Origin of the sequence: Desemzia incerta, from assembly GCF_900115825.1 — a bacterium.
In the GTDB taxonomy this organism is placed as follows: Bacteria; Bacillota; Bacilli; order Lactobacillales; family Carnobacteriaceae; genus Desemzia; species Desemzia incerta.
On the sequence record NZ_FOXW01000003.1, the window covers coordinates 33,214 to 57,071 of the forward strand.

General features: G+C 39.1%; 20 protein-coding genes. 19 read left to right on the forward strand and 1 reads right to left on the reverse strand.

All coding sequences use genetic code 11. The features are described from left to right. Positions 1 to 37 precede the first annotated feature (37 nt). From pyrH to BM137_RS04370, 13 genes are all read left to right on the forward strand, one after another. Positions 38 to 769 carry a UMP kinase gene (gene pyrH / locus BM137_RS04310; RefSeq protein WP_092480199.1) on the forward strand — a complete coding sequence of 244 codons (732 nt, stop codon included), beginning with the start codon at positions 38 to 40 and terminating at the stop codon, positions 767 to 769. Further along, the gene (gene frr / locus BM137_RS04315) at positions 762 to 1,319 is read left to right on the forward strand and encodes a ribosome recycling factor (RefSeq protein ID WP_092479935.1); all 558 of its coding nucleotides are present in this window, start codon (positions 762 to 764) and stop codon (positions 1,317 to 1,319) included. Before pyrH ends, frr begins: the two co-directional genes overlap by 8 nt. A gap of 484 nt (positions 1,320 to 1,803) precedes the next feature. After that, positions 1,804 to 2,565 (forward strand): isoprenyl transferase, encoded by a 762-nt coding sequence (locus BM137_RS04320; RefSeq protein WP_092479936.1) that lies wholly within the window; start codon positions 1,804 to 1,806, stop codon positions 2,563 to 2,565. A gap of 31 nt (positions 2,566 to 2,596) precedes the next feature. Continuing rightward, positions 2,597 to 3,382, forward strand: coding sequence for a phosphatidate cytidylyltransferase (locus tag BM137_RS04325; protein ID WP_092479937.1), 786 nt, complete (start codon positions 2,597 to 2,599; stop codon positions 3,380 to 3,382). Positions 3,383 to 3,434: 52 nt separating this feature from the next. Continuing rightward, positions 3,435 to 4,706, forward strand: coding sequence for an RIP metalloprotease RseP (gene rseP / locus BM137_RS04330; protein WP_092479938.1), 1,272 nt, complete (start codon positions 3,435 to 3,437; stop codon positions 4,704 to 4,706). 156 nt (positions 4,707 to 4,862) lie between these two features. Continuing rightward, positions 4,863 to 9,200 (forward strand): PolC-type DNA polymerase III, encoded by a 4,338-nt coding sequence (locus BM137_RS04335; RefSeq protein WP_092479939.1) that lies wholly within the window; start codon positions 4,863 to 4,865, stop codon positions 9,198 to 9,200. Between the two features lie 205 nt (positions 9,201 to 9,405). Next, complete coding sequence (gene rimP, locus BM137_RS04340) at positions 9,406 to 9,879, forward strand: ribosome maturation factor RimP (protein ID WP_092479940.1); 474 nt, start codon at positions 9,406 to 9,408, stop codon at positions 9,877 to 9,879. A 30-nt stretch (positions 9,880 to 9,909) separates the two neighbouring features. Further along, the gene (gene nusA, locus BM137_RS04345) at positions 9,910 to 11,178 is read left to right on the forward strand and encodes a transcription termination factor NusA (protein WP_092479941.1); all 1,269 of its coding nucleotides are present in this window, start codon (positions 9,910 to 9,912) and stop codon (positions 11,176 to 11,178) included. Between the two features lie 13 nt (positions 11,179 to 11,191). Beyond that, the gene (gene rnpM, locus BM137_RS04350) at positions 11,192 to 11,476 is read left to right on the forward strand and encodes an RNase P modulator RnpM (protein WP_092480200.1); all 285 of its coding nucleotides are present in this window, start codon (positions 11,192 to 11,194) and stop codon (positions 11,474 to 11,476) included. Continuing rightward, positions 11,473 to 11,778, forward strand: a complete 306-nt coding sequence (locus BM137_RS04355) for a YlxQ-related RNA-binding protein (protein WP_092479942.1) — start codon at positions 11,473 to 11,475, stop codon at positions 11,776 to 11,778. Before rnpM ends, BM137_RS04355 begins: the two co-directional genes overlap by 4 nt. A 14-nt stretch (positions 11,779 to 11,792) precedes the next feature. After that, the gene (gene infB / locus BM137_RS04360; RefSeq protein WP_092479943.1) at positions 11,793 to 14,165 is read left to right on the forward strand and encodes a translation initiation factor IF-2; all 2,373 of its coding nucleotides are present in this window, start codon (positions 11,793 to 11,795) and stop codon (positions 14,163 to 14,165) included. Positions 14,166 to 14,300: 135 nt separating this feature from the next. Continuing rightward, positions 14,301 to 14,648: a 30S ribosome-binding factor RbfA gene (rbfA, locus tag BM137_RS04365; protein WP_092479944.1), complete on the forward strand. Its 348-nt coding sequence runs from the start codon at positions 14,301 to 14,303 to the stop codon at positions 14,646 to 14,648. Positions 14,649 to 14,805: 157 nt separating this feature from the next. Further along, positions 14,806 to 15,369: a DUF421 domain-containing protein gene (locus tag BM137_RS04370; RefSeq protein WP_177192496.1), complete on the forward strand. Its 564-nt coding sequence runs from the start codon at positions 14,806 to 14,808 to the stop codon at positions 15,367 to 15,369. A gap of 63 nt (positions 15,370 to 15,432) precedes the next feature. On the opposite strand, the gene BM137_RS04375 is transcribed toward BM137_RS04370, so the two are convergent. After that, on the reverse strand, positions 15,433 to 16,275 hold the full coding sequence (locus BM137_RS04375) for a DegV family protein (protein WP_092479946.1): 843 nt from the start codon (positions 16,273 to 16,275) through the stop codon (positions 15,433 to 15,435). A 181-nt stretch (positions 16,276 to 16,456) separates the two neighbouring features. Here BM137_RS04375 and truB point away from each other — a divergent pair, with 181 nt between their 5' ends. The 6 genes from truB (at position 16,457) to dnaJ (ending at position 23,372) form a co-directional block, all read left to right on the forward strand. Beyond that, entirely contained in the window at positions 16,457 to 17,374 is a 918-nt protein-coding gene (gene truB / locus BM137_RS04380; RefSeq protein WP_092479947.1) for a tRNA pseudouridine(55) synthase TruB, read from the forward strand. Between the two features lie 15 nt (positions 17,375 to 17,389). After that, positions 17,390 to 18,334, forward strand: coding sequence for a riboflavin biosynthesis protein RibF (gene ribF / locus BM137_RS04385; RefSeq protein WP_092479948.1), 945 nt, complete (start codon positions 17,390 to 17,392; stop codon positions 18,332 to 18,334). A 204-nt stretch (positions 18,335 to 18,538) separates the two neighbouring features. Continuing rightward, positions 18,539 to 19,579, forward strand: coding sequence for a heat-inducible transcriptional repressor HrcA (gene hrcA / locus BM137_RS04390; protein ID WP_092479949.1), 1,041 nt, complete (start codon positions 18,539 to 18,541; stop codon positions 19,577 to 19,579). 15 nt (positions 19,580 to 19,594) lie between these two features. Further along, complete coding sequence (gene grpE / locus BM137_RS04395) at positions 19,595 to 20,161, forward strand: nucleotide exchange factor GrpE (RefSeq protein WP_092479950.1); 567 nt, start codon at positions 19,595 to 19,597, stop codon at positions 20,159 to 20,161. Between the two features lie 57 nt (positions 20,162 to 20,218). Further along, positions 20,219 to 22,051, forward strand: coding sequence for a molecular chaperone DnaK (gene dnaK, locus BM137_RS04400; RefSeq protein WP_092479951.1), 1,833 nt, complete (start codon positions 20,219 to 20,221; stop codon positions 22,049 to 22,051). Between the two features lie 178 nt (positions 22,052 to 22,229). Continuing rightward, the gene (gene dnaJ, locus BM137_RS04405) at positions 22,230 to 23,372 is read left to right on the forward strand and encodes a molecular chaperone DnaJ (RefSeq protein WP_092479952.1); all 1,143 of its coding nucleotides are present in this window, start codon (positions 22,230 to 22,232) and stop codon (positions 23,370 to 23,372) included. Positions 23,373 to 23,858: the final 486 nt, after the last annotated feature.

Genomic DNA, 23,858 nt, shown 5'->3' on the forward strand with positions numbered 1-23,858 from the left:
ATACTAATGTAAATAGCCAATGGAGGTAATGACTGTGATGAAGCAACCGAAGTATAAGAGAATTGTACTTAAATTAAGTGGTGAAGCATTGGCTGGAGATTCTGGATTTGGAATTAAACCGCCGACTATTCAAGAAATCTGTAAAGAAATCAAAGAAGTACATGAATTAGGCATTGAAATAGCTATTGTTGTTGGCGGTGGAAATATTTGGCGCGGTAAAATAGGGGAAGAAATGGGTATGGAACGTGCTCAAGCAGACTATATGGGTATGCTGGCAACAGTGATGAATGCTTTAGCATTACAAGACTGTTTAGAGAACGAAGGCGTTCCAACGCGTGTTCAAACATCTATTGAAATGCGTCAAATCGCTGAACCGTATATCCGCAGAAAAGCGATGCGTCATTTAGAAAAAGGACGCGTAGTGATTTTTGCCGGTGGTACTGGAAATCCGTATTTTTCAACAGATACAACATCAGCATTGCGTGCTGCAGAAATTGAAGCAGACGTTATCTTGATGGCGAAAAACAATGTTGACGGAGTGTATTCAGCAGATCCTAAACTAGATAAAACAGCTGTGAAATTTGATGAGCTGACTCACTTAGATGTCATCAGCAAAGGCTTACAAGTAATGGATACAACAGCCAGCTCATTGAGCATGGATAATGACATTCCATTAGTAGTGTTTAATTTGAATGAAACAGGAAATATTAAACGAGTAGTACAAGGAGAAATTATTGGAACTACTGTTAGGGGGAAAGAACATGACTGAGCAAATTTTAAAAGAAACAAAAGAAAGAATGACAAAAGCAGAACAATCTTTACAACGTGAATTGGGTTCTATTCGTGCAGGACGTGCAAATCCTAGTTTATTGGACCGTATCCAAGTAGAGTATTATGGAATTCCTACTCCATTGAACCAATTAGCGCAAATTGGTGTACCAGAACCACGCGTATTGATGATCACACCTTTTGACAAATCTTCTATCAAAGATGTTGAACGTGCATTATTGCAAAGCGATATCGGAATCAGCCCATCGAATGACGGTAACGTGATTCGTTTAGTGATTCCTCAATTGACTACTGAGCGTCGTAAAGAATTAGCGAAACAAGTAGGAAAAGAAGCTGAAAATGCTAAAATCTCAGTACGTAACATTCGTCGTGATGCCATTGATGATTTGAAGAAAGCTGAAAAGAATAACGAGATTACTGAAGACGATCTACGTTATTTTGAAGGCGAAGTTCAAAAATTGACTGACAACAGCGTAAAAGAATTGGATAAAATCGCAGCTGAGAAAGAAAAAGAATTGATCGAAGGTTAATTCTTTTTTCTGAGCCGGATAGTAAAAAGCAGCATGCCTCTTTCGACCTTTACGGTAAGAGCGGCATACTGCTTTTTTTATTTTATGGCCAGCGATTAAAACTTGGCTGTTTTAGGTTTCTTTTTAGAGTCATCACCTAGAATCAGTGATGTCACTTTAGTTGCGATAGCGGAAATAACTAATCCCACGATAAATTGAACAAGTCTACGTTTCATAGAACAGCCTCCTTAATAGTTTAAACATGTCTTTCAATACATATAGTATACCACTGCATGAAGGGATAATCGAAAAATATACTCAGTGGATAAGAGAAAATTAGCTCCTCATGCAGCGTTTTTATCATTTGAAGGAGTGTAAAATAAGTTTTTAATGCGTCAGTTCGATTGGTTCTAAATATTATATTTTCTTTAAATCATAGGATTTTAAAGAATGATTTGCTACAATAGAAGGGGTAAAGTTTGATAGTGAAGGGCGGTCAATCGTAATGAGTGATCAAGAAAGAGAAGATAATCAAGAAGTGTATCACTTCTCGCCAGATGAAAGTGTGCCGAATCATGTGGCCATTATTATGGATGGAAATGGACGATGGGCAAAAAATCGCGGTTTCAAGCGGTCAGCAGGCCATCGAGCTGGTATGGATCAAGTAAAAATAATTGCGCGGCATGCCAATAAAAGAGGTATCAAAGCGTTAACCGTTTATGCTTTTTCAACAGAAAATTGGAAACGGCCATTAGATGAAGTGAACTATCTAATGCAGTTGCCGATAGAATTTTTTGATGAGTTTATGCCGGAAATTATGGAGGCTGGAATACGAGTGACCATGATAGGGCTCCATGAAAAATTACCTAGAAAAACAAAAAAAGTTATGGAACGTGCCATAAAAGAAACGGCCCATAATACAGGTATGATTTTAAATTTTGCGGTCAATTACGGTGGCCGGAACGAAATAGTGGAAGCAGCGAAAGCAATGGCAGAAGATATCAGTGCAGGTAAACTAAAACCGCAAAAATTAACAGAAGAAGATTTTGAAGACTATTTGATGACATCCGTATTAGGAGCTTATCAAAATGTTGATTACATGATACGGACGAGCGGAGAAGAAAGAATCAGCAATTTTATGCTTTGGCAAAATGCTTATAGCGAATTCTATTTTTCATCTCTTGCATGGCCTGATTTTGACGAAAAAGCTTTTGATGAAGCGTTAGCTGTCTATCAAAAACGACAACGCCGATTTGGAGGGCTTTAAAAGTTCTCATTGAATATTAGGAGGAAATAGTGTGAAAGAAAGAATAATCACTGCTTTAGTGATGGCAGCTATCTTTATACCTGTAGTGTATACTGGCGGCTGGTTATTAGGAAGTATTATTGCAATTTTAGCTATTATTGGATTAAGCGAATTATTTAAAATGAAAGGCAATAACATCCTCTCGATAGAAGGTGTCATTTCCATTGTTGCTTTGATGGGGTTTATTTTTTCGGCAGAACTGAGAGACATTCTTCCGCAAAACTTTAATTCAGACGCGTGGATTCATTTAGCAGCTATTATATTACTTATTCAAACGGTTTTCTCAAAAAATAATTTCTCTTTCGATGATGCTGCAGTATCTATCTTAGGCATTATCTATATTGGTTTTGGATTCAAATCATTACTAGAGACAAGAGAAATCGGATTAGAATTGTTGATTTTAGTATTGATCACGATTTGGACGACCGATATTTGCGCTTATTTATTCGGACGCAAAATCGGCAAACATAAGCTGGCTCCAAACATCAGTCCGAATAAGACGATAGAAGGTTCAGTGGCAGGAACAGTCAGTGCCATATTAGTGGCTGGCATCTACTTGTATTTCATCGAAGTAGCAGGAGCGACTACATGGACATTAGTCTTGATGGCATTGCTGTCTATGGCAGGACAATTTGGCGACTTAGTAGAATCAGCATTCAAACGCTATTACAATACAAAAGATTCAGGAAATATTTTCCCAGGGCATGGGGGAGTGTTGGATCGATTTGACAGCATTTTATTTGTATTCCCCATTTTAAATCTTGTCGGCTTAGTGTAATAGAGCGGACGAGTTTAAACGAAATGGAAGTTTAGAGCAGAGGAGCAATTTGATGATAACGACAATTCTTACATTCATTCTTGTGTTTAGTATATTAGTTGTATTTCACGAATACGGGCATTACTATTTTGCAAAAAAATCAGGTATCTTAGTCCGAGAATTTGCTATTGGATTTGGACCTAAAATCTTTTCGTATCGAAAAAATGAAACAACCTATACTGTTCGATTACTGCCGGTTGGCGGATATGTACGTATGGCCGGTTATGAGGAAGACATCGAGATCAAACCAGGAACTCCAATCAGCTTAGTACTGGATGCGAATGGGAAAGTCAAAACGATCAATACGTCTAAAAAGAAACAACTGGTCAATGCTACTCCAATTGAAGTGTCTGCTGTAGATTTAGAAAAAGACTTATTTATTGAAGGGTTTGTCAATGGCGAATCCGAACAAGCAACTCGTTTTTCTGTAAACAGAGATGCCTTATTGATTGAAGAAGATGGAACGGAAGTCCAAATTGCACCACTGGATGTTCAATTTCAATCAGCCAGCTTGCCTCAGCGAATGATGACTAATTTCGCTGGTCCGATGAACAATATTATTTTAGCTATTGTGGCGTTCATTATCTTGGCATTCATCCAAGGCGGCGTGCCTTCTTATGTAAATGAAATAGGAGAAGTTCTGCCGGACAGTACAGCAGAACAGGCTGGATTAGTCGAAGGAGACAAAGTATCTGCTATTGATGGAGAGAAAGTTTCCGATTGGAACGAGATGGTCCAAATCATCCAAGCAAATCCAGAAGAAGAATTGGTCTTATCGGTTCAGCATGAAGATGGATCCGAGGAAGACATAACGATTGTGCCCGATACAACCAAAGCAACCGATGGCACTGAACATGGCGCTATTGGGATTCAAGTTCCTATGGATACCAGCTTCTGGGCCAAAATCGGTTCAGGATTTACACAAACATGGGCAGTAGCCACTCAAATCGTTGCGGCGCTAGCTTCTATATTTACTTCTGGTTTTTCAGTAGATATGTTTGGGGGACCCGTAGCTATTTACGCTACTACAGAAGCTGTTGTAGCTACTGGATTTATAGGAGTCTTGAATTGGTTGGCGTTTTTAAGTGTCAACTTGGGAATCATCAATTTAATGCCGATTCCTGCTTTAGACGGCGGGAAATTAGTGTTGAATATCATTGAAGGGGTACGCGGAAAACCACTCAGTGAAGAAAAAGAAGGGGTCGTTACATTGATAGGGGTAGGGTTGCTGCTTTTATTGATGTTGGCTGTAACTTGGAATGACATTCAACGTTATTTCCTGTAAACTGAGAAGTAGGTTTTTGCCGCAGATGTAAAAGAACTATAGAATAAAAAATAGAAATGATAGAAAACAGATTACATCACTTGTGGTGTTGCTTGAATTCTATCATTTTTCTATGGTTACATACCTCGAAGGTTTGAAAGAGGAAGGGATGGACTTATGAGTTTAGAACAAGAAAAGTTGTTTCGCCAATTATTAGAACAAATTGGCTTGCACCATAAAGAAGAGTATTTCCCTTATTTTGAAAAAGGGAAAGTACAAAAAGTAACGGTGCACAGAGCATCGAAAATGTGGCAGTTTGATTTCCAATTCGAAGATATCTTGCCTTTTGAAGTGTATCAAAATTTAGAGGAATCTTTGCGAATATCGTTTGCTTCTATTGCAACGATCAAAATGACTATTCAAACAGTAAATCCCAAGCTGACGACAGAAAAGTTGGAACACTATTGGTCTTCGGCTGTAAAAAACAGCCAAGTGTCTTCCCCTATCTGTGATCAGCCGTTTAGAGATCAATTTCCAATCGTTAATGATCGAAAAATTCACTTTATCGTAGAAAATGATATTGTAAAAGAACATTTAAAGAATATGTATTTGCCCCCAGTAGAAGAAGCTTACCAAAAAATGGGGTTCCCGGCTTTCAGGATCGAACCAATGGTAGACCAAGAAGCTTATGAACAAAAATTGCATGAGTTCAAAGCAAAAAAAGAAGAAGCAGATGAATTGCTTGCTCAAAGAGCAGCCGTTAATATCCAAAAGGCTGAAAAAGAAAGAGAAGCCAATAAAGAACTTCAACCGATTTCTGGTCCCATCGTTTTAGGAAGAAAGATTGCCGATTCTGAAGAAATCAAACAAATGAGCGAAATCGTCGAAGAAGAAAGACGAGTGACGATTGAAGGATATGTCTTTGATGCAGAGATTCGTGAATTGCGCTCTGGAAGACAATTGTTGACGATGAAAATAACAGACTACACGTCTTCTTTTTCGATCAAGAAGTTTTCAAATGGTCCAGAAGATGAAGCAGCATTTGCGGCTATCAAAAAAGGCATGTGGTTCCGTGCCCGTGGAAGTATTCAAGAAGATACGTACATGAGAGATTTAGTCATGAACGGACAAGATTTGACTCAAGTCACGCATGAAGACCGAAAAGATACTGCACCAGAAAATGAAAAAAGGGTAGAACTGCATTTGCATGGCAACATGAGCACAATGGATGCGACTAATAATGTAGCTGATTATGTAGCCCAAGCTGCAAAATGGGGACATAAAGCTATTGCTTTAACCGATCATGCTGGAGCTCAAGGTTTTCCTGATGCATTTAGTGCTGGACAAAAGCACAACATCAAAGTCTTATACGGAATCGAAGCGAATGTGGTCGATGATGGAGTAGATATTGCTTATAATCCTGCTGATATCGAACTGTCTGACGCAACCTATGTCGTATTTGACGTGGAGACGACAGGTCTTTCAGCGGTATACGATAAGATTATTGAGCTGGCTGGTGTCAAGATGCATAAAGGAAATGTGATCGACACATTTGAGCATTTTATTGATCCAGGACACCGTCTGTCTCAAACGACTGTTAACTTAACGGGTATAACGGATGAGATGGTACGAGGTTCTAAATCGGAAGAAGAAGTATTGAGATTGTTCCACGAATTCGCTGAAGGAACTATTTTAGTAGCTCACAATGCCAGTTTCGATATGGGATTTTTGAATACAGGTTATACCAGACACAATATTCCAGAAGCCACCAATCCCGTTATCGATACATTAGAATTGTCTCGCTTTTTACACCCTCAGTTTAAGGGACATCGATTAAACACGTTGGCTAAAAAATATGGAGTCGCTTTGGAACAACATCACCGTGCTATTTATGACTCTGAAACAACAGGAGCTTTGTGTTGGATATTTTTGAAAGAGGCTGAAGAAGAACATGGAATAACGAACCATAACCAGTTGAATAGCAAAATTGGCGAAGGGGATGCTTATAAAAGAGCACGTCCTTTCCATGCGACTATTTTAGCCACCACCCAAGCAGGATTGAAAAACTTGTTTAAATTGGTTTCTTTATCGAATACGGATTATTTTTTCCGTGTACCAAGGATTCCGCGTTCGGAATTGACGCGTTATAGAGAAGGACTGATTATTGGTTCTGCCTGCAGCAATGGGGAAGTTTTTGAAGCGATGATGCAAAAAGGGTATGACGTAGCAAAAAACAAAGCTCGTTTCTACGACTATTTAGAAGTTATGCCTAAAGAAGTCTATGCACCTTTGATTGAAAGAGAACTTGTACGCGACAACAAAGATTTAGAAGAAATCATTCGCAACATGATTCAAATCGGTGAGGAATTGAATAAACCTGTTGTAGCGACAGGCAATGTGCATTATCTAAACCCTGAAGATGCTGTTTATCGGAAAATACTGGTGCATTCTCTGGGCGGAGCGTCTGAATTGAACCGAGCTGAATTGCCGCTTGTTCATTTTAGGACTACTACTGAAATGCTCAATGCTTTTTCTTTCCTTGGAAAAGAGAAAGCTCATGAAATAGTGGTAACGAACCCTAATCAGATTGCAGATTTAGTGGATGAAGATATCACTCCTGTTAAAACGGATCTGTATACACCTAAGATACCTGGTTCAGAAGAAGAAATTCGAAAATTAAGTTATGACGAAGCTCACCGTTTATATGGAGACCCTCTGCCAGAGGTGATTGAAAAACGGTTAGAAAAAGAATTGACCAGTATCATCGGGAACGGGTTCTCGGTTATCTATTTGATTTCACAAAAATTAGTGCACAAAAGTGTTTCAGAAGGTTATTTAGTTGGATCTCGTGGTTCGGTTGGGTCAAGCTTTGTGGCAACAATGACCGGTATTACAGAAGTAAATCCGATGCCGCCTCATTACCGTTGTCCAGAGTGTAAATACTCTGAGTTTTTTGAAGATGGTTCAGTAGGTTCAGGGTTTGATTTGCCTGAAAAAGCTTGTCCTGGTTGTGGAGCCCGCTTGCATAAAGACGGACATGATATCCCATTTGAAACGTTTCTTGGATTCAACGGGGATAAAGTTCCCGATATCGATTTGAACTTTTCAGGAGATTACCAAGCCAAAGCCCATGATTATACTAAAGTGTTGTTTGGAGAAGACTATGTTTATCGTGCGGGTACAATCAGTACGGTAGCTGACAGAACAGCGTATGGTTATGTTAAGGGGTATGAAAGAGATACCAATCAAAACTTGCGTGCAGCTGAGATCGATCGTTTGGCTAAGGGAGCAACAGGAGTGAAGAAAACAACTGGACAACATCCTGGGGGGATTATTGTTATCCCGGATTATATGGATGTTTTCGACTTTACACCTGTACAATATCCGGCTGATGATCAAGCGGCTGAATGGAAAACAACGCATTTTGATTTCCACTCGATTCATGATAATGTTTTGAAATTAGATATTCTAGGGCACGATGATCCAACGGTTATTCGGATGCTGCAAGATTTATCTGGAATCGATCCTAAGACGATTCCAACAGATGATCCAGAGGTTATGAAAATTTTCCAAGGTACTGACATACTAGGGGTTACACCTGAACAAATTTTATCTAAAACTGGTACGTTGGGTATTCCTGAATTTGGAACACGTTTCGTACGAGGGATGTTGGAAGAGACTAGACCAAACACCTTTGCTGAATTGCTGCAGATTTCAGGATTGTCACATGGGACAGATGTTTGGTTGGGGAATGCGGAAGAATTGATTCGTAACCACGGTATTCCTTTGTCAGAAGTAATCGGTTGTCGTGATGATATCATGGTGTACTTGATCTATAACGGATTAGAAGCTGGGTTGGCCTTTAAAATCATGGAGCACGTTCGTAAAGGAAAAGGGATTCCAGATGATTGGCAACAAGTCATGCGTGATGAAGGGATCGCTGAGTGGTATATCGAATCATGCTTGAAAATCAAATACATGTTCCCTAAAGCCCATGCGGCAGCATATGTATTGATGGCGTTAAGGGTAGCCTATTATAAAGTTCACTTCCCAATACTGTATTATGCAGCGTACTTCTCTGTTCGAGCAAGTGATTTTGATTTGGTGGCAATGACTCAAGGAAAAGAAGCTATCAAAGTAAAAATCAAAGAAATCACGGATAAAGGTCTCGATGCTTCGGCAAAAGATAAGAGTTTGCTGACAGTATTAGAGTTAGCCAATGAAATGGTCGAACGCGGTTTTGATTTTAAAATGGTCGATTTAGAAAAATCAGATGCGAAGGACTTTATCATTGAGGGCAACACACTGATTGCGCCATTCAGAGCTATTCCAAGTTTGGGAACGAGTGTAGCGCAGCAAATCGTTGAAGCTAGAAAAGAAAAACCGTTCCTTTCTAAAGAGGATTTGGCCAAAAGAGGGAAAGTTTCTAAGACAGTTATTGAATATATGAATGAAAATGGTGTCTTAAAAGGATTACCGGATGAGAATCAGCTTTCATTATTCGATTTATTCTAAACTGGACACTGTAATCTCTTTAAAAATTGCTCAATAAAAAGTGGTTGTTTTTGCTTGCAGATATGCTGAGATAGAGGGATGATTGTTTGCGTATTCCTTGATTTTATGGTATTATTTCAAGTGTGTTTAGATATTCAGTTAGAGTGAGCGGAAACGCTCACTCTTTTTAAGCGATTATATACGTCTAAAGATAGGAGGCGAAAAGATGAGTAACATAGTAACAATGGTTTCTGATATGATTCAGCCATTAGTGGAAGATTTGAGTTATGAATTGGTAGATGTAGAATACGTAAAAGAGGGTAAGAATTGGTTTTTGCGTGTGTATATTGATCAGCCGCAAGGAGTAACGTTAGAAGATTGTGCGTTAGTCAGCGAAAAGGTGAGTGAACGTTTGGATAAAATTACTCCAGACCCGTTTCCTCATGCTTATTTCTTGGAAGTGTCATCTCCAGGAGCTGAGAGACCGATCAAAACAGAAGCAGACTTCCAGAATGCGGTAGAAAAATACATTCATATTTCTTTATACGAACCCGTTGATGGAGAAAAAGTTTATGAGGGTATTTTAAAAGAATTAACAGAAGAAACGTTAACGTTAACTGTCAAAATTAAAACTCGTACAAAAGATATCGAATTTGATCGATCAAAGATTGCAAAAGCTAGATTGGCAATACAGTTTTAAATAGACTACAATTGAATAGGAGAGAAAAGAATGAGCAAAGAATTGTTAAATGCTCTTGATGACTTAGAAACAGAAAAAGGCATATCCAAAGAATTGGTTTTAGATGCTTTGGAAGCTGCACTGGTTTCTGCGTATAAAAGAAATTATAGCCAAGCACAAAACGTAGAGGTTGAATTCAATCACAAAACAGGAAAAATCAGCGTATATGCTGTTAAAGATGTCGTAGAAACTGTTTATGATTCTCGTTTAGAAGTAAGTTTGGAAGAGGCTGTTAAGATCAATTCCGCTTATGAGATTGGCGATAAAATTCGTTTCGAAGTAACTCCAAAAAACTTTGGACGTATTGCGGCACAAACTGCTAAACAAGTCATCATGCAACGTATGCGTGAAGCAGAAAGAAACATTATTTACAATGAATTCATCGCTTACGAGAATGACATCATGCAAGGGATAGTGGAACGTCAAGACAATCGCTACATTTATGTAAACCTTGGCAAAATCGAAGCTGTATTATCTAAACAAGAGCAAATACCAAACGAAGTCTACAAGCCTCACGACCGCATCAAAGTGTATGTGACAAAAGTAGAAAACACTTCAAAAGGGCCTCAAATTTTTGTAAGCCGCAGCCATCCTGATTTGTTGAAACGTTTATTCGAGCAAGAAGTTCCTGAGATTTATGATGGAGTAGTGGAGATCGTTTCTATTGCTCGTGAAGCTGGAGACCGTGCTAAAGTTGCTGTTGTGTCTAGAGACGAACATATTGATCCAGTTGGAACATGTGTTGGACCTAAAGGCCAACGTGTACAAGCTATCGTAAACGAATTAAAAGGCGAAAACATGGATATTGTAGAATGGAGCGAAGATCCTTCTACTTATATCGCTAACGCGTTGAATCCTGCTAAAGTTATCGATGTAGTCTTTAATGAACAGACAAATAGCTGTCTAGTTGTGGTACCAGATTACCAATTGTCGCTTGCTATTGGTAAACGTGGACAAAATGCTCGTTTAGCTGCGAAATTAACAGGTTTCAAAATCGATATCAAGTCTGAATCAGATATGCTTGCTGCTGACGAAGCTGAAGAAGAAGTTGGCTTAGTTAGTACAGACGATTTGGTAGATGGAGCATTAGTTGATGAACCAATCGAAGCAATCGTAGACGCTGAAGAAGTCGTTGCTCCATTAGTAGAAGATCCTGAAGTAGAGGAAACTCTTGTAGCAGATGATGAAACCATTGAAGAATTATTAAATGGCGACGAAACGGACGAAGAATTGGAAGAGCAAGATACTACTGAAGATTAGTGAGGTGATTTCAGTGCCTAAGAAAAAAATTCCATTGCGCAAATGCGTCGTTTCAAATGAAATGAAACCCAAAAAAGAAATGGTCCGTATTGTGAAAAATAAAGAAGACCATGTAGATATCGATCCTAGCGGAAGAATGCCGGGACGCGGGGCGTATGTATCTATTGAACCGGAAATCGTTCAGACAGCCTGGGATCAACGAGTATTGGATCGTGTACTTGGAACAAAATTAGACGATGCTTTTTATCAGTCCTTATTAGACTATGTAAAACATCAGAAAGCACGGATGAGTTTATGACAAATGAACAAAAAGCTTTAAACTTACTAGGATTGGCTACTCGAGCGGGAAAATTGATTTCTGGAGAAGATTTAACGCTTAAACAAGTCCGTTCTCAGCAAGCTAAAGTGGTGCTCATAGCGAAAGATGCTAGTGAAAACACGCAAAAGAAAATTTCGGATAAATGTCAATACTACAACATTCCTTACACTGTTCAGTATTCGAAAGCGGAATTAAGTCAAGCGATTGGAAAGGGACGTACAATCATTTGTCTTACGGATAGTGGCTTTGCGAAAAAAATCCGAGAATTATTATCAATTTAATGGAGGGTGATTGCATGGCTAAGAAACGTGTATATGAGTACGCAAAAGAAAAAAATGTTTCAAGTAAAGATGTTATTACCAAAGCTAAAGAGCTTGGAATTGAGTATCAGACTCACATGTCATCTATGGAAGACAATCAAGTAGAAAAGCTGAATAACGCATTTGCTTCAAATAAAAAAAATCAACAAGCAATTCAGAAAAAAGAGAATAATGCTCATTCAACTAGGAATCAGCAGAACCATAAGGGAGATCATACTATAGAAAACCAACAAAACAATCCAAAGAAGAACCAATCGCAACAAAATAAAAAAGAGCAAGGATCAACAAACAAAGCAGGCTCGACGAAAAAAGTCGTTCCGCGTACTGCTGCTGAAAAACCTAAAACTGACAACCGAGCTCCTAAAAAAGATACTGCTGCAAAGAAACCTGCTGCCTCTAAACCAGCCAGCACAACTTCAAGCAGTCAAGGTTCGTCATCGAACAGTTTTGGGAAAAACAAAACTGCCAACAAACCTTACCGTAACCGTGGAAGCATGGGAACACATGGCGGATACAACAAACGTAAGAAAAAAGGAAGAAAAGGCGAAACTAAACCTGTAGCACCACCAGTACCAAGAAAAGAAAGAGAATTGCCAGAAGTATTGGTTTATACGGATGGGATGACGGTAGCGGAAATTTCTAAGAAAATTTACCGTGAGCCAGCAGAGATCATCAAAAAATTGTTCTTGCTGGGTGTTATAGCGACACAAAATCAAAGCTTAAGTAAAGAAGCTATTGAACTATTAGCTGCTGAATATGGAATTGAAGCAGAAGAAAAAGTTCAAGTCGATATTTCTGATTTAGATGTATACTTCAACCAAGAAGTTGCAGAAGACCACTTGGAAGAACGTCCGCCAGTTGTAACGATCATGGGACACGTTGACCACGGTAAAACGACTTTACTAGATACTTTGAGAAACTCAAAAGTCAGTGAAGGAGAAGCTGGTGGGATCACTCAACATATCGGAGCTTACCAAATCACTAAAAACGGCAAAAAAATCACTTTCTTGGATACTCCAGGACATGCGGCGTTTACAACGATGCGTGCACGTGGAGCAGATGTAACAGATATCGTTATTATCGTTGTTGCAGCTGATGACGGTGTAATGCCTCAAACAGTTGAAGCAATCAACCATGCTAAAGCAGCAGATGTTCCAATCATCGTGGCTGTGAATAAAGTGGACAAGCCAACTGCTAATCCAGATCGAGTGATGCAAGAATTAACAGAATACGGTTTGATCCCAGAAGCTTGGGGCGGAGATACGATCTTCGTAAACATTTCTGCTAAATTCGGTGAAAACATCGAAGAATTATTGGAAATGATCCTATTGGTTTCAGAAGTTCAAGAATTAAAAGCTGATCCAAAACGTATGGCTATCGGAAGTGTGGTAGAAGCACGATTAGATAAGGCCAAAGGACCAATCGCTACTTTACTGATCAAAGAAGGTACACTAAAAGTTGGAGACCCAATCGTTGTAGGCTCTACATTTGGCCGTGTCCGTGTAATGGTCAACGAGTTAGGCCGTCGCTTGAAGACTGCAGGACCTTCAGCACCAGTAGAAATCACTGGGTTGAACAATGCACCTTTAGCAGGTGACCAATTTGTTGTGTTTGAAGATGAAAAAACAGCTCGTTCAGTCGGAGAAGCTCGTGAAAAACAACTTCTTTCTGAACAACGTGCAACTACAAACCGTGTAACTTTAGACAACTTGTTCTCTAGTTTACAAGAGGGCGAATTGAAAGAAGTTAATGTTATCATCAAAGCTGACGTTCAAGGTTCAACAGAAGCTTTAGCAGCAAGTTTGAGAAAAATTGAAGTAGAAGGCGTTCGAGTGAAAATCATTCATACGGGCGTTGGAGCGATCAATGAAAGTGATATTACATTAGCAGCAGCAAGTAATGCAATCATCATTGGATTTAACGTTCGTCCTACTCCTCAAGCTAAATCACAAGCAGATCAAGAAAAAGTGGACATTCGTCTACACCGTATCATTTATAACGCTATTGATGAGATTGAAACAGCTATGAAAGGTCTATTAGACCCAGAATACGAAGAAAAAGTAACTGGTCAAGCGATCATTCGTGAAACATTCAATGTTTCTAAAGTAGGAACGATTGCCGGTGCATTTGTTACCGATGGCGTTGTTAAACGTAACAGCGGCGTGCGCTTGATTCGTGACAATATTGTCATTCATGAAGGCGAATTAGCCAGCTTGAAACGTTTCAAAGATGATGCAAAAGAAGTGAAAAACGGCTTTGAATGTGGTTTAATGATTAAAGACTACAATGATATCAAGGTCGATGATGTTGTTGAAGCCTATGAAATGGTCCAAATCGAACCTAAATAAGAGAGTATAGAAAGGTGCTCAGCTTACCGTTTATAAAAAAACTGACCAATTAGGTGTTTTCCTAACCGGACAGATTTGACTTATAGATGGGGAGCTGCCTTTCACAACTCGTCTAAAAGAAAGTAGGGAGACATTATGGCGAATTATAGAGTAGGAAGAGTTGCTCAAGAAATTCAAAGAGAAGTAAACGATATTATCCGTAAACGAGTAAGAGATCCTAGAGTTCAAGGAATCAACATTACAGACGTGCGTGTAACCGGAGACTTGCAACAAGCAACTATTTTTTACAGCACATTGTCTGATGAAGAAAAAGACGTCGAAAATGCTCAATTAGGATTGGATAAAGCTACAGGCTTGATTCGTAAAGAATTAGGTCAACGATTATCTATTTATAAAACACCTGAATTGATGTTTGAAAGAGACGAGTCTGTTGCTTACGGTAATCGTATCGATGAATTACTAAGAGATTTAAATAAAGACTAACTCAAAATGAAAACAGGAAAAGAGATCAAACTCTCTTTTCCTGTTTTTTTGTTCTTACATTCATAAGGAGTAAATGCAACTCGCACAGGCCGCTGGGGTGTGATATTTTAAAATGAGGTATATTTTTGTTACAGTAAATAAAAAGGAGGCGCGGAAAATGTTAAGTTGGTTTTCAAGTTTTTTTACACAAATAGAAAATTTCTTTGGAACGCCTAAATTACTATTTGATGGGTGGCAGTCAACTGCACGAATCACGTTAACGACGATTTTGTTGTATATTATTTTAATTGTTCTGTTGAAAATCTTCGGTAGCAGAAGCGTATCTAGCTTCAGTGTGTATGACATGATCGCTACGATCACTATAGGATCAGTTATTTCCTCTACATTGGTACTAAAAGAAATTAATTTAATCAATGGTATGGTTGCAATTGTTGTCCTATTGATTCTTCAGTTTTCATTATCCAAAGTAGTAACGAAGTGGGAAGGATTGTATCCTTTTGCTAATCCAACGCCAAAAGTAGTTTTTTATAAGGGTGAATTTAAAACCGGAAGCATGAAAAAAGCACGTGTCAATAAAGAGGAAATTTATTCAGCTATTCGAAGAGAAGCCGGGACAACCTCAGATAATGTTGAGGCTGTTTTATTGGAACCTAATGGAGATTTATCCGTCATCAAAAACATTAGTCCGGAATATGAAAACGAAATAACCAAATACATGTAAGGTTTGTTTGAACGACAGACCAAAATAACACCTCACCATGAGAATGGTGAGGTGTTATTTTGGTTATCTTGCTTGGTACATAACAGCAAACGCACCTTTTCCTGCGTGAGTCATCAATGTTGGGCTGGCATAAGCAATATGGAAAGTTGCTGACGGGAAGGCCGCTTTTAAATCAGCAATGATCTCTTCCGTAAAGTCAGTCAGCCCCACATGAGTGATACCAATTTGTTCTATAACCTCAAATTGGTTCATTTCCTCAATAATCTCGTTTACTTTCTTTTTCAAGCTTTTCAATCCGCGCCCCTTAGTTTCGGGTTCTAATCCTTTGCTGGTTACTTTCAGCATGATTTTCATATTCAGCATCGTAGAAACGCGGCCTAATATTCTCCCGATACGTCCGCCTTTAATTAGATTCTCTAAATTAACGATACCGACATAAAGAGCACTTTTTTCTTTGATACGGTCTAGTTCAGTTAGAATTTCATCCATAGTTGCATGATTTTGAGCCATTTTAGCAGCAGCTAATACTTGAAAAGCCATAGCGCGATCCACTGTTTCACTGTCGATGACCGTAACTTTAGATTTTGTCAGATGACTGGCCTGTAAAGCAGCGGAATATGTGCCGCTAAGGTATCCGGCGACGTGTATCGATAGAATCTCGCTGCCGTCTTTTCCGAGTTGGTTGTATAATTCAACATATTGTCCAACCGCTGGCTGAGACGTTTTTGGCAAGACTGCACTGTTGTTCATCATTTGTAAAAATTCCGCTTTGCTGATGGTTTGATTGTCGTAATACATAACGTTGTTTAACATAGCCGATAAAGGAATCACTGTTATACCATACTGTTCTTGTTCTTCATGAGACAACTGTACGGTTGAGTCGGTCAGTATTTTAATATCTTTCATTACAAATCCTCCTGAAAATAAAACTGGTCTATCTGTATGATTATACCAAAATATTTCAAAAAAATGGAGAATGAGCGATTTATTTAGTGTTCTCTCACTAAAAACCCTGTGTGAATAGTTAAGTCGGTAAAAAAAATATGGTATACTGGTTACTGGCTAATACAGAAAGTAGGGATAGGCAATGGAAGGCATCTTGCCATTATGGAAAGAACGCGGCATGACGAGTCATGACTGTGTCTTTAAACTTAGAAAAATACTGAAAACTAAAAAAATTGGACATACGGGAACTCTTGATCCAGATGTAGACGGAGTTTTGCCTATTTGTATCGGTAAAGCGACTAAAGTTGTCGAATACATGATGGAGACGGGGAAAGCTTATGTCGGAGAAGTTACTATTGGGTACAGTACCACAACTGAAGACAGCAGTGGAGAAGTGGTTGACTCTAAACCCGTATCGGTCATTCCTTCTGTTGAAGAAATTGATCAAGCAATGGAAGATTTCTCAGGAGATATTGTTCAAATACCTCCTATGTATTCAGCGATCAAAGTAAATGGACGTAAATTATACGAATATGCCAGAGCTGGACAAGAAGTAGAACGTCCAAAAAGAACGGTTTCGATTCATAAATTCAAACGAACTTCAGAACCTATTTTAAATGAAGAAACACAAACGGTCTCATGGAGATTTGAAGTGGACTGCGGAAAAGGCACTTATGTCCGTACTATAGCAGTAGATCTTGGAGAAAAGTTGGGCTACCCGGCTCATATGTCAGATTTGACACGAGTGAAAAGCGGAACATTTACAGTAAAAGATTGTCTGACATTAGAACAAGTAGCTGCACTCATGGCAGAAGAAACCATTGAGGAACGATTGTTTCCGTTAGAGTACGCCTTAGACGAAATGGAAAAAATCGACATCAACGAAGACTTGTGGGATAAAGTGAAGAATGGAGCTGTACTTCCTATTGATACGTTCCAACAGTCGATCACGTACCCGTTAGTCTTGATGTATGAGGGCAGAGCACGCAGTATCTATGATGTGCATCCTACAAAAGGTCATTTGTTGAAACCTATTAAAGTGTTGCGGACATCAGTTTAAAGAGGAGACTTGAACATGGAAATCATAAAAATTCATCACCCGTATCACGAAGACAGTATCCCGAAACAACCGGTTGTTTTAGCACTTGGTTTTTTCGATGGTGTTCATAAGGGGCATAGAACGGTCATCAATACAGCTAAACGAATCGCAAAAGAAAAAAATGCTCGTTTAGCCTTAATGACATTCAACCAACACCCGTCAATCGTTTTTAAAAAAGTGAAACCTGAAGCGATCACGTATTTATCTACTATTGAAAGAAAAGAAGAGTTCATGGAAGAATTAGGTGTAGATTATTTGTATGAAGTAGACTTCACTTCTGCTTTTGCTTCTTTGAGTCCTCAAGAATTTGTCGATCAATATATTGTCGGGTTGAATGCGGTCGCAGTGGTTGCTGGATTTGACTACACTTACGGCAAAAAAGAAGTGGCTTCGATGGAGCATTTGCCGAGTTATGCAAAAAATCGCTTTGAAGTGATCGAAGTTGGAAAAGTGACTGGTGAAGGCGAAAAAATCAGTTCGACTCGCATCCGTCAAGCACTAAGCGATGGGGAAATCATGGAAGCAAACGATATGTTGGGCTATGTGTACCAAACTCCAGGTATCGTTATTCATGGAGACGCACGCGGAAGAACGTTAGGCTATCCTACAGCTAATATCGATGTAAAACCGAATATCCGATTGCCTAAAGTGGGCGTTTACGCTGTAAGAATAAAAGTGGGCGAGGAATGGTACGAAGGTATGGCGTCTATTGGGTATAACATTACTTTCGAAGCGGATCGTCAATTGTCTGTAGAAGTAAATATCTTTGATTTCAACCGCGATATTTACGGTGAAGCTGTGGCCGTAGAATGGCATAAGTATCTTAGAGAAGAAATGAAATTCTCGAATATCGAAGCTCTTATTGAACAGTTGGATCAAGACGAAGTCGATGCACGTCAATATTTTGCTCAATTGAAATAAGCAATACTTCGAAAAAACAAACCTTTATCATCCGTTTAAGCGATGACAAAGGTTTGTTTTTGTTGATACAGCAAGGAAAAGAAAATAGTCAAAAATAGTCAGAAAATTCCGCTATATACATTGACAAATTTTTTAATCTTTGGTAAATTATTAATTGTGTTAGCACTCATTTGTTTAAAGTGCTAAAAAAAGAGGTGAGGCTTTATGTTAACGGAAAGGCAAATTTTGATCCTCAAATCAATCGTAATCTTATTTACGAAATATGGTCATCCAGTAGGATCTAAAACGTTATTAGATGAAACGGATATTGACGCGAGTTCAGCAACCGTCCGGAATGAAATGGTACGTTTAGAAGAAATGGGTTATCTTCAAAAAACGCATTCGTCATCAGGCAGAGTACCGTCTAAAAAAGGCTATCGTTTTTATGTGGATTACTTGTTACACCCTACAACAGTTGATCACGATAAAGTGGAAACAATACAGAAAGCTTTTGATAATCCATTTTTCCAAATTGATGAAATTGTGGTGAAATCAGCCGAAGTATTATCTAATTTGACTAGTTATACAGCTATATCCTTAGGACCTGAGATCAAGGAAAGCAAATTGACCGGGTTCCGTTTAGTTCCATTAAACGAACGAAGAGTTATGGCCATACTAGTAACAGATAAAGGTCACATCGAAGAACAAATTTTCACCGTACCAAAAGGTTTTGATTTGAATAATTTGGAAAAAATCGTAGCTTTGTTCAATGATCAATTGATTGGACATTCTTTGGTAGAAGTATTCAAAATGCTTCAAGAAGATGTGCCTTTATTGATTCATAAGTATATGCGGACTGCTGAAGGGATGATGGAACTCATCAATGGGCTATTCATGAAAGCTGTCAGAGAACGAATGCACATTGGCGGAAAAATGAATATGTTGGATTATTCAGACAATATGGACATCCACCAATTCAAATCCATTTATTCATTTATGGAAGGCAACCAAGACTTAGCTTCACTCTTGGGGCAGCAAAAACAAGACATCGAGGTTCGGATCGGCAACGAATTGAATATCGAATTCTTGGCAAATTTCAGTTTGATCTCTGCTACGTATGATGTAGAAGAGTTGGGAACTGGAACCATTGCGATTTTAGGTCCTACGAATATGCCGTATTCCAAAATGATTGGGCTTATGGATGTTTTCAGGAATGAATTATCAAAAAAAATAATAGATCATCACCATTCGATGGATGACTATTAAAAGGAGTTTTGTATTGTGGAAAAGAAAGATTCTCATTTAGAGGAACAAGAATCAGCAGATGTGACATCAACTGAAGAAACGGAAACTGCGGTTGAAGAAACTGTAGAAGAAGTACCCACAGAGGATGCAGCAACTGATGAAGTGGCAGCTTTAAAAGCTCAGCTGGAAGAAAAAGAAGATGCTTATCTTCGTTTGCAAGCTGAATTAGCCAACATCCAAAAAAGAAATCGCAAAGAAAGAGAAACCGATGCTAAATACCGTTCTCAATCATTAGCGAAAGAATTGATCAACGTTTTAGACAATCTGGAACGTGCACTAGCTATTGAAACGACAGAAGAAAACCAAACCTTCAAAAAAGGGATTGAAATGGTTTATGAGAGTTTCAAACAAGCTTTACAAAACGAAGGTGTCCAAGTGGTAGATCCATTGAATGAGCCTTTTGACCCGAATTACCATCAAGCGGTTCAAACTGTTGAAGTGGAAGACGGTCAAGAAGCTGGAACTGTTGTGACTGTACACCAAAAAGGATATACTCTGCATGAACGCGTATTGCGTCCTGCAATGGTTGTAGTAGCACAATAAAAACAGCGTAATGCATAAAATAATGAAACTAAAACTTTAAAGAATGAGGGATTATATATGGCAAAAATTATTGGTATTGACTTAGGAACAACTAACTCTGCTGTAGCAGTATTAGAAGGTGGAGAAGCAAAAATCATTCCTAACCCAGAAGGTAACCGTACAACTCCTTCTGTTGTAGCTTTCAAAAATGGTGAAATCCAAGTAGGGGAAGTTGCTAAACGCCAAGCTATTACGAACCCAAATACAATTGCTTCTATCAAACGTCATATGGGTGAAGATTATACAGTAGAAGTTGAAGGCAAAAAATACACTCCGCAAGAAATTTCAGCAAATATTCTACAATACATCAAAGGATATGCTGAAGCTTATCTAGGCGAAGAAGTAACTAAAGCTGTTGTTACTGTACCGGCTTACTTCAACGATGCACAACGTCAAGCAACTAAAGACGCTGGTAAAATCGCTGGTCTAGAAGTAGAACGTATCGTTAACGAGCCAACTGCTGCTGCATTAGCATATGGTTTAGACAAAACAGATAAAGAAGAAAAAGTTTTAGTATTTGACCTTGGTGGTGGTACGTTTGACGTTTCTATCCTTGAATTAGGAGACGGAGTATTTGACGTATTATCTACATCTGGAGACAACGAACTTGGTGGAGATGACTTTGACAACAAAATCATCGACTACTTGGTAGCTGAATTCAAAAAAGAAAACGGCATTGACTTGTCTAAAGACAAAATGGCTGTACAACGTTTGAAAGATGCTGCTGAAAAAGCTAAAAAAGACTTGTCAGGTGTTACTTCAACTCAAATCAGCTTGCCATTTATCACTGCTGGAGAAGCTGGTCCATTGCACTTGGAAACAACTTTATCACGTGCAAAATTCGATGAATTGACCTACGACTTAGTAGAACGTACTAAAAAACCAGTTCAACAAGCTCTTAAAGATGCTGGATTGAATAAATCTGATATCGACGAAGTTATCTTGGTTGGTGGATCAACACGTATTCCAGCTGTAGTAGAAGCTGTTCGTGTTGAATCAGGTAAAGAACCAAACAAATCAGTTAACCCGGATGAAGTTGTAGCAATGGGAGCTGCGATCCAAGGTGGAGTTATCTCTGGTGATGTTAAAGATATCGTCTTACTAGACGTTACTCCTTTATCATTAGGTATCGAAACAATGGGTGGCGTGTTCACTAAATTGATCGACCGCAACACAACGATCCCTACAAGCAAATCACAAGTCTTCTCAACTGCTGCTGACAACCAACCAGCTGTTGATGTACATGTATTGCAAGGTGAACGTCCAATGGCTGCAGACAACAAAACTTTAGGTCGTTTCCAATTAACTGACATTCCAGCTGCACCACGTGGTGTTCCTCAAATCGAAGTTAAATTTGATATCGACAAAAACGGTATTGTTAACGTAAGTGCAAAAGACTTAGGTACAAACAAAGAACAAACGATCACGATCAAATCTTCTTCAGGTTTAACAGACGAAGAAATTGAACGTATGGTAAAAGACGCTGAAGCAAATGCTGAAGCAGATAAAACTCGTAAAGAAGAAGTAGAATTGCGCAACGAAATCGATCAATTATTGTTCCAAGTTGACAAAACATTGAAAGATCTTGAAGGAAAAGTTGACGCAGACGAAGTGAAAAAAGCAGAAGACGCTCGTGACGAATTGAAAGCTGCTGTTGAAGCCAATAATCTTGAAGACATGAAAACTAAACGTGATGCGTTGAATGAAGTTGTTCAAGCATTGACAGTTAAGTTATACGAACAAGCTGCTGCCGCTCAACAAGGTGAAAACCCAGAAGGCGAAGCAACGGATACTGCTTCTGATGACACTGTTGTAGATGCAGACTTTGAAGAAGTAGAAGACGACAAATAAGCACGAACATTTTAGATTTGAGAAAAAGCCAGGGCAAACTTGCTTTTGGCTTTTTCTTATCATTATGATATGCTCTTAAAGCAGGTTTAGTACGAAACTTGTAAGCAGCTGAAAGGTTGTTGGCAGGTAGAGTTAAAACAGTATAATGTGTTAGAGCATGTGCTATTGGAGGGAAAGTATGGCAAAGAGAGATTATTATGAAGTTCTGGGTGTGTCTAAAGGAGCATCTGACGATGAGATAAAAAAGGCTTATCGAAAGTTGTCGAAAAAATACCATCCGGACATCAACAAAGAAGCTGATGCAGATGAAAAGTTCAAAGAGATTGCTGAAGCTTATGAAGTCTTAAGCGACGCTAACAAACGAGCTGCATACGATCAATACGGTCATGCCAGCACAGATCCTAATTTTGGAGCTGGTGGCGGATTTGGCGGAGGCGGCTTCGGAGGCAGTGGATTTGGCGGTTTTGAAGATATTTTCGATTCGTTCTTCGGTGGCGGAGGTCGTGCAAGATACAATCCGAACGCACCTCGTCAAGGGGAAGATCTGCAATACACTTTAGATCTGGAATTTGAAGAAGCTGTTTTCGGAAAACAGTCAACGATTCGCTACAATCGCAAGCAAGAATGTGAAACGTGTCATGGAGACGGTGCTAAACCAGGTACGTCACCAGTGACGTGTTCAAAATGTTCTGGTACAGGTTCAATCAACGTGGAAAGAAACACACCGCTTGGAAGAATCCAAACTCGTTCAGTTTGTGATGTATGTAATGGTACTGGTCAAGAAATCAAAGAAAAATGCCCAACATGTGTGGGTGCTGGACACGTGAAAGACCGTCACACGGTTAAAGTCACTGTTCCTGCCGGAGTAGAAGACGGCGATCAAATGCGTCTAAGCGGACAAGGTGAAGCTGGTAAAAACGGAGGACCTTACGGAGATCTATACGTGATTTTCCGCGTCAAACCAAGCAAACAATTCCAACGCCGAGGTGCTGAAATTTATTACGAAGCACCAATTCATTTCGTGCAAGCTGCTTTAGGAGACGAAATCCAAGTACCTACTGTCCACGGAAAAGTGAAATTGAAAATCCCAGCTGGTACACAAACAGGAACGACTTTCCGTATCAAAGGAAAAGGAGCTCCAAGGTTGAGAGGTACCGGTCAAGGAGATCAACACGTTAAAGTAAACATCATTACACCGAAGAACCTAAACTCTAAACAAGCCGAATTATTGAGAGAATTCGCTAAAGCCAGCGACATTTCTATCACAGAAGAAGACGGCTCATTCTTCAACAAAGTAAAAGACGTCTTTAAAAAAGATTAGAGAGTGGAGAAAAGCGATTAGCCTATCGACAATAAGAAAATTCCAACAGGCAGGAGCTCTTTACCTGACAGTTGGAATTGGCTTATAGGCGCATAGGCTGCTTTTCGCAACTCGTTTTAAAGCAGAGAGCGTAACAAAATCTTCAATTTGTAAAGTTGGTATAGAAATTTCTTCCAGAATCATGGCTGCTTTTGAGAGCCACGGGAGCGATTGGAGCCATGGTCTCCAATCTTGCAAGCTTCAAACAAAACCTATGCACTAAAGTGCCAAGGTTTTGTAATTCACATTGCATCCTTTACGTGGCTCCTAGCACCACGATTCTTCCAGAAATTTTTAGGAGTCAGGCTTAAGTGACTGAGTATTTTAACTGACGCTCTAAAATGAAGATTTAAATAGTATAGAGTTTTTACTAAGGTCTATACGTTAAAACACAACCCCCGAAAGTTGGAAAGTTTTCTAATTTTCAGGGGTATTTTTATAGTACGG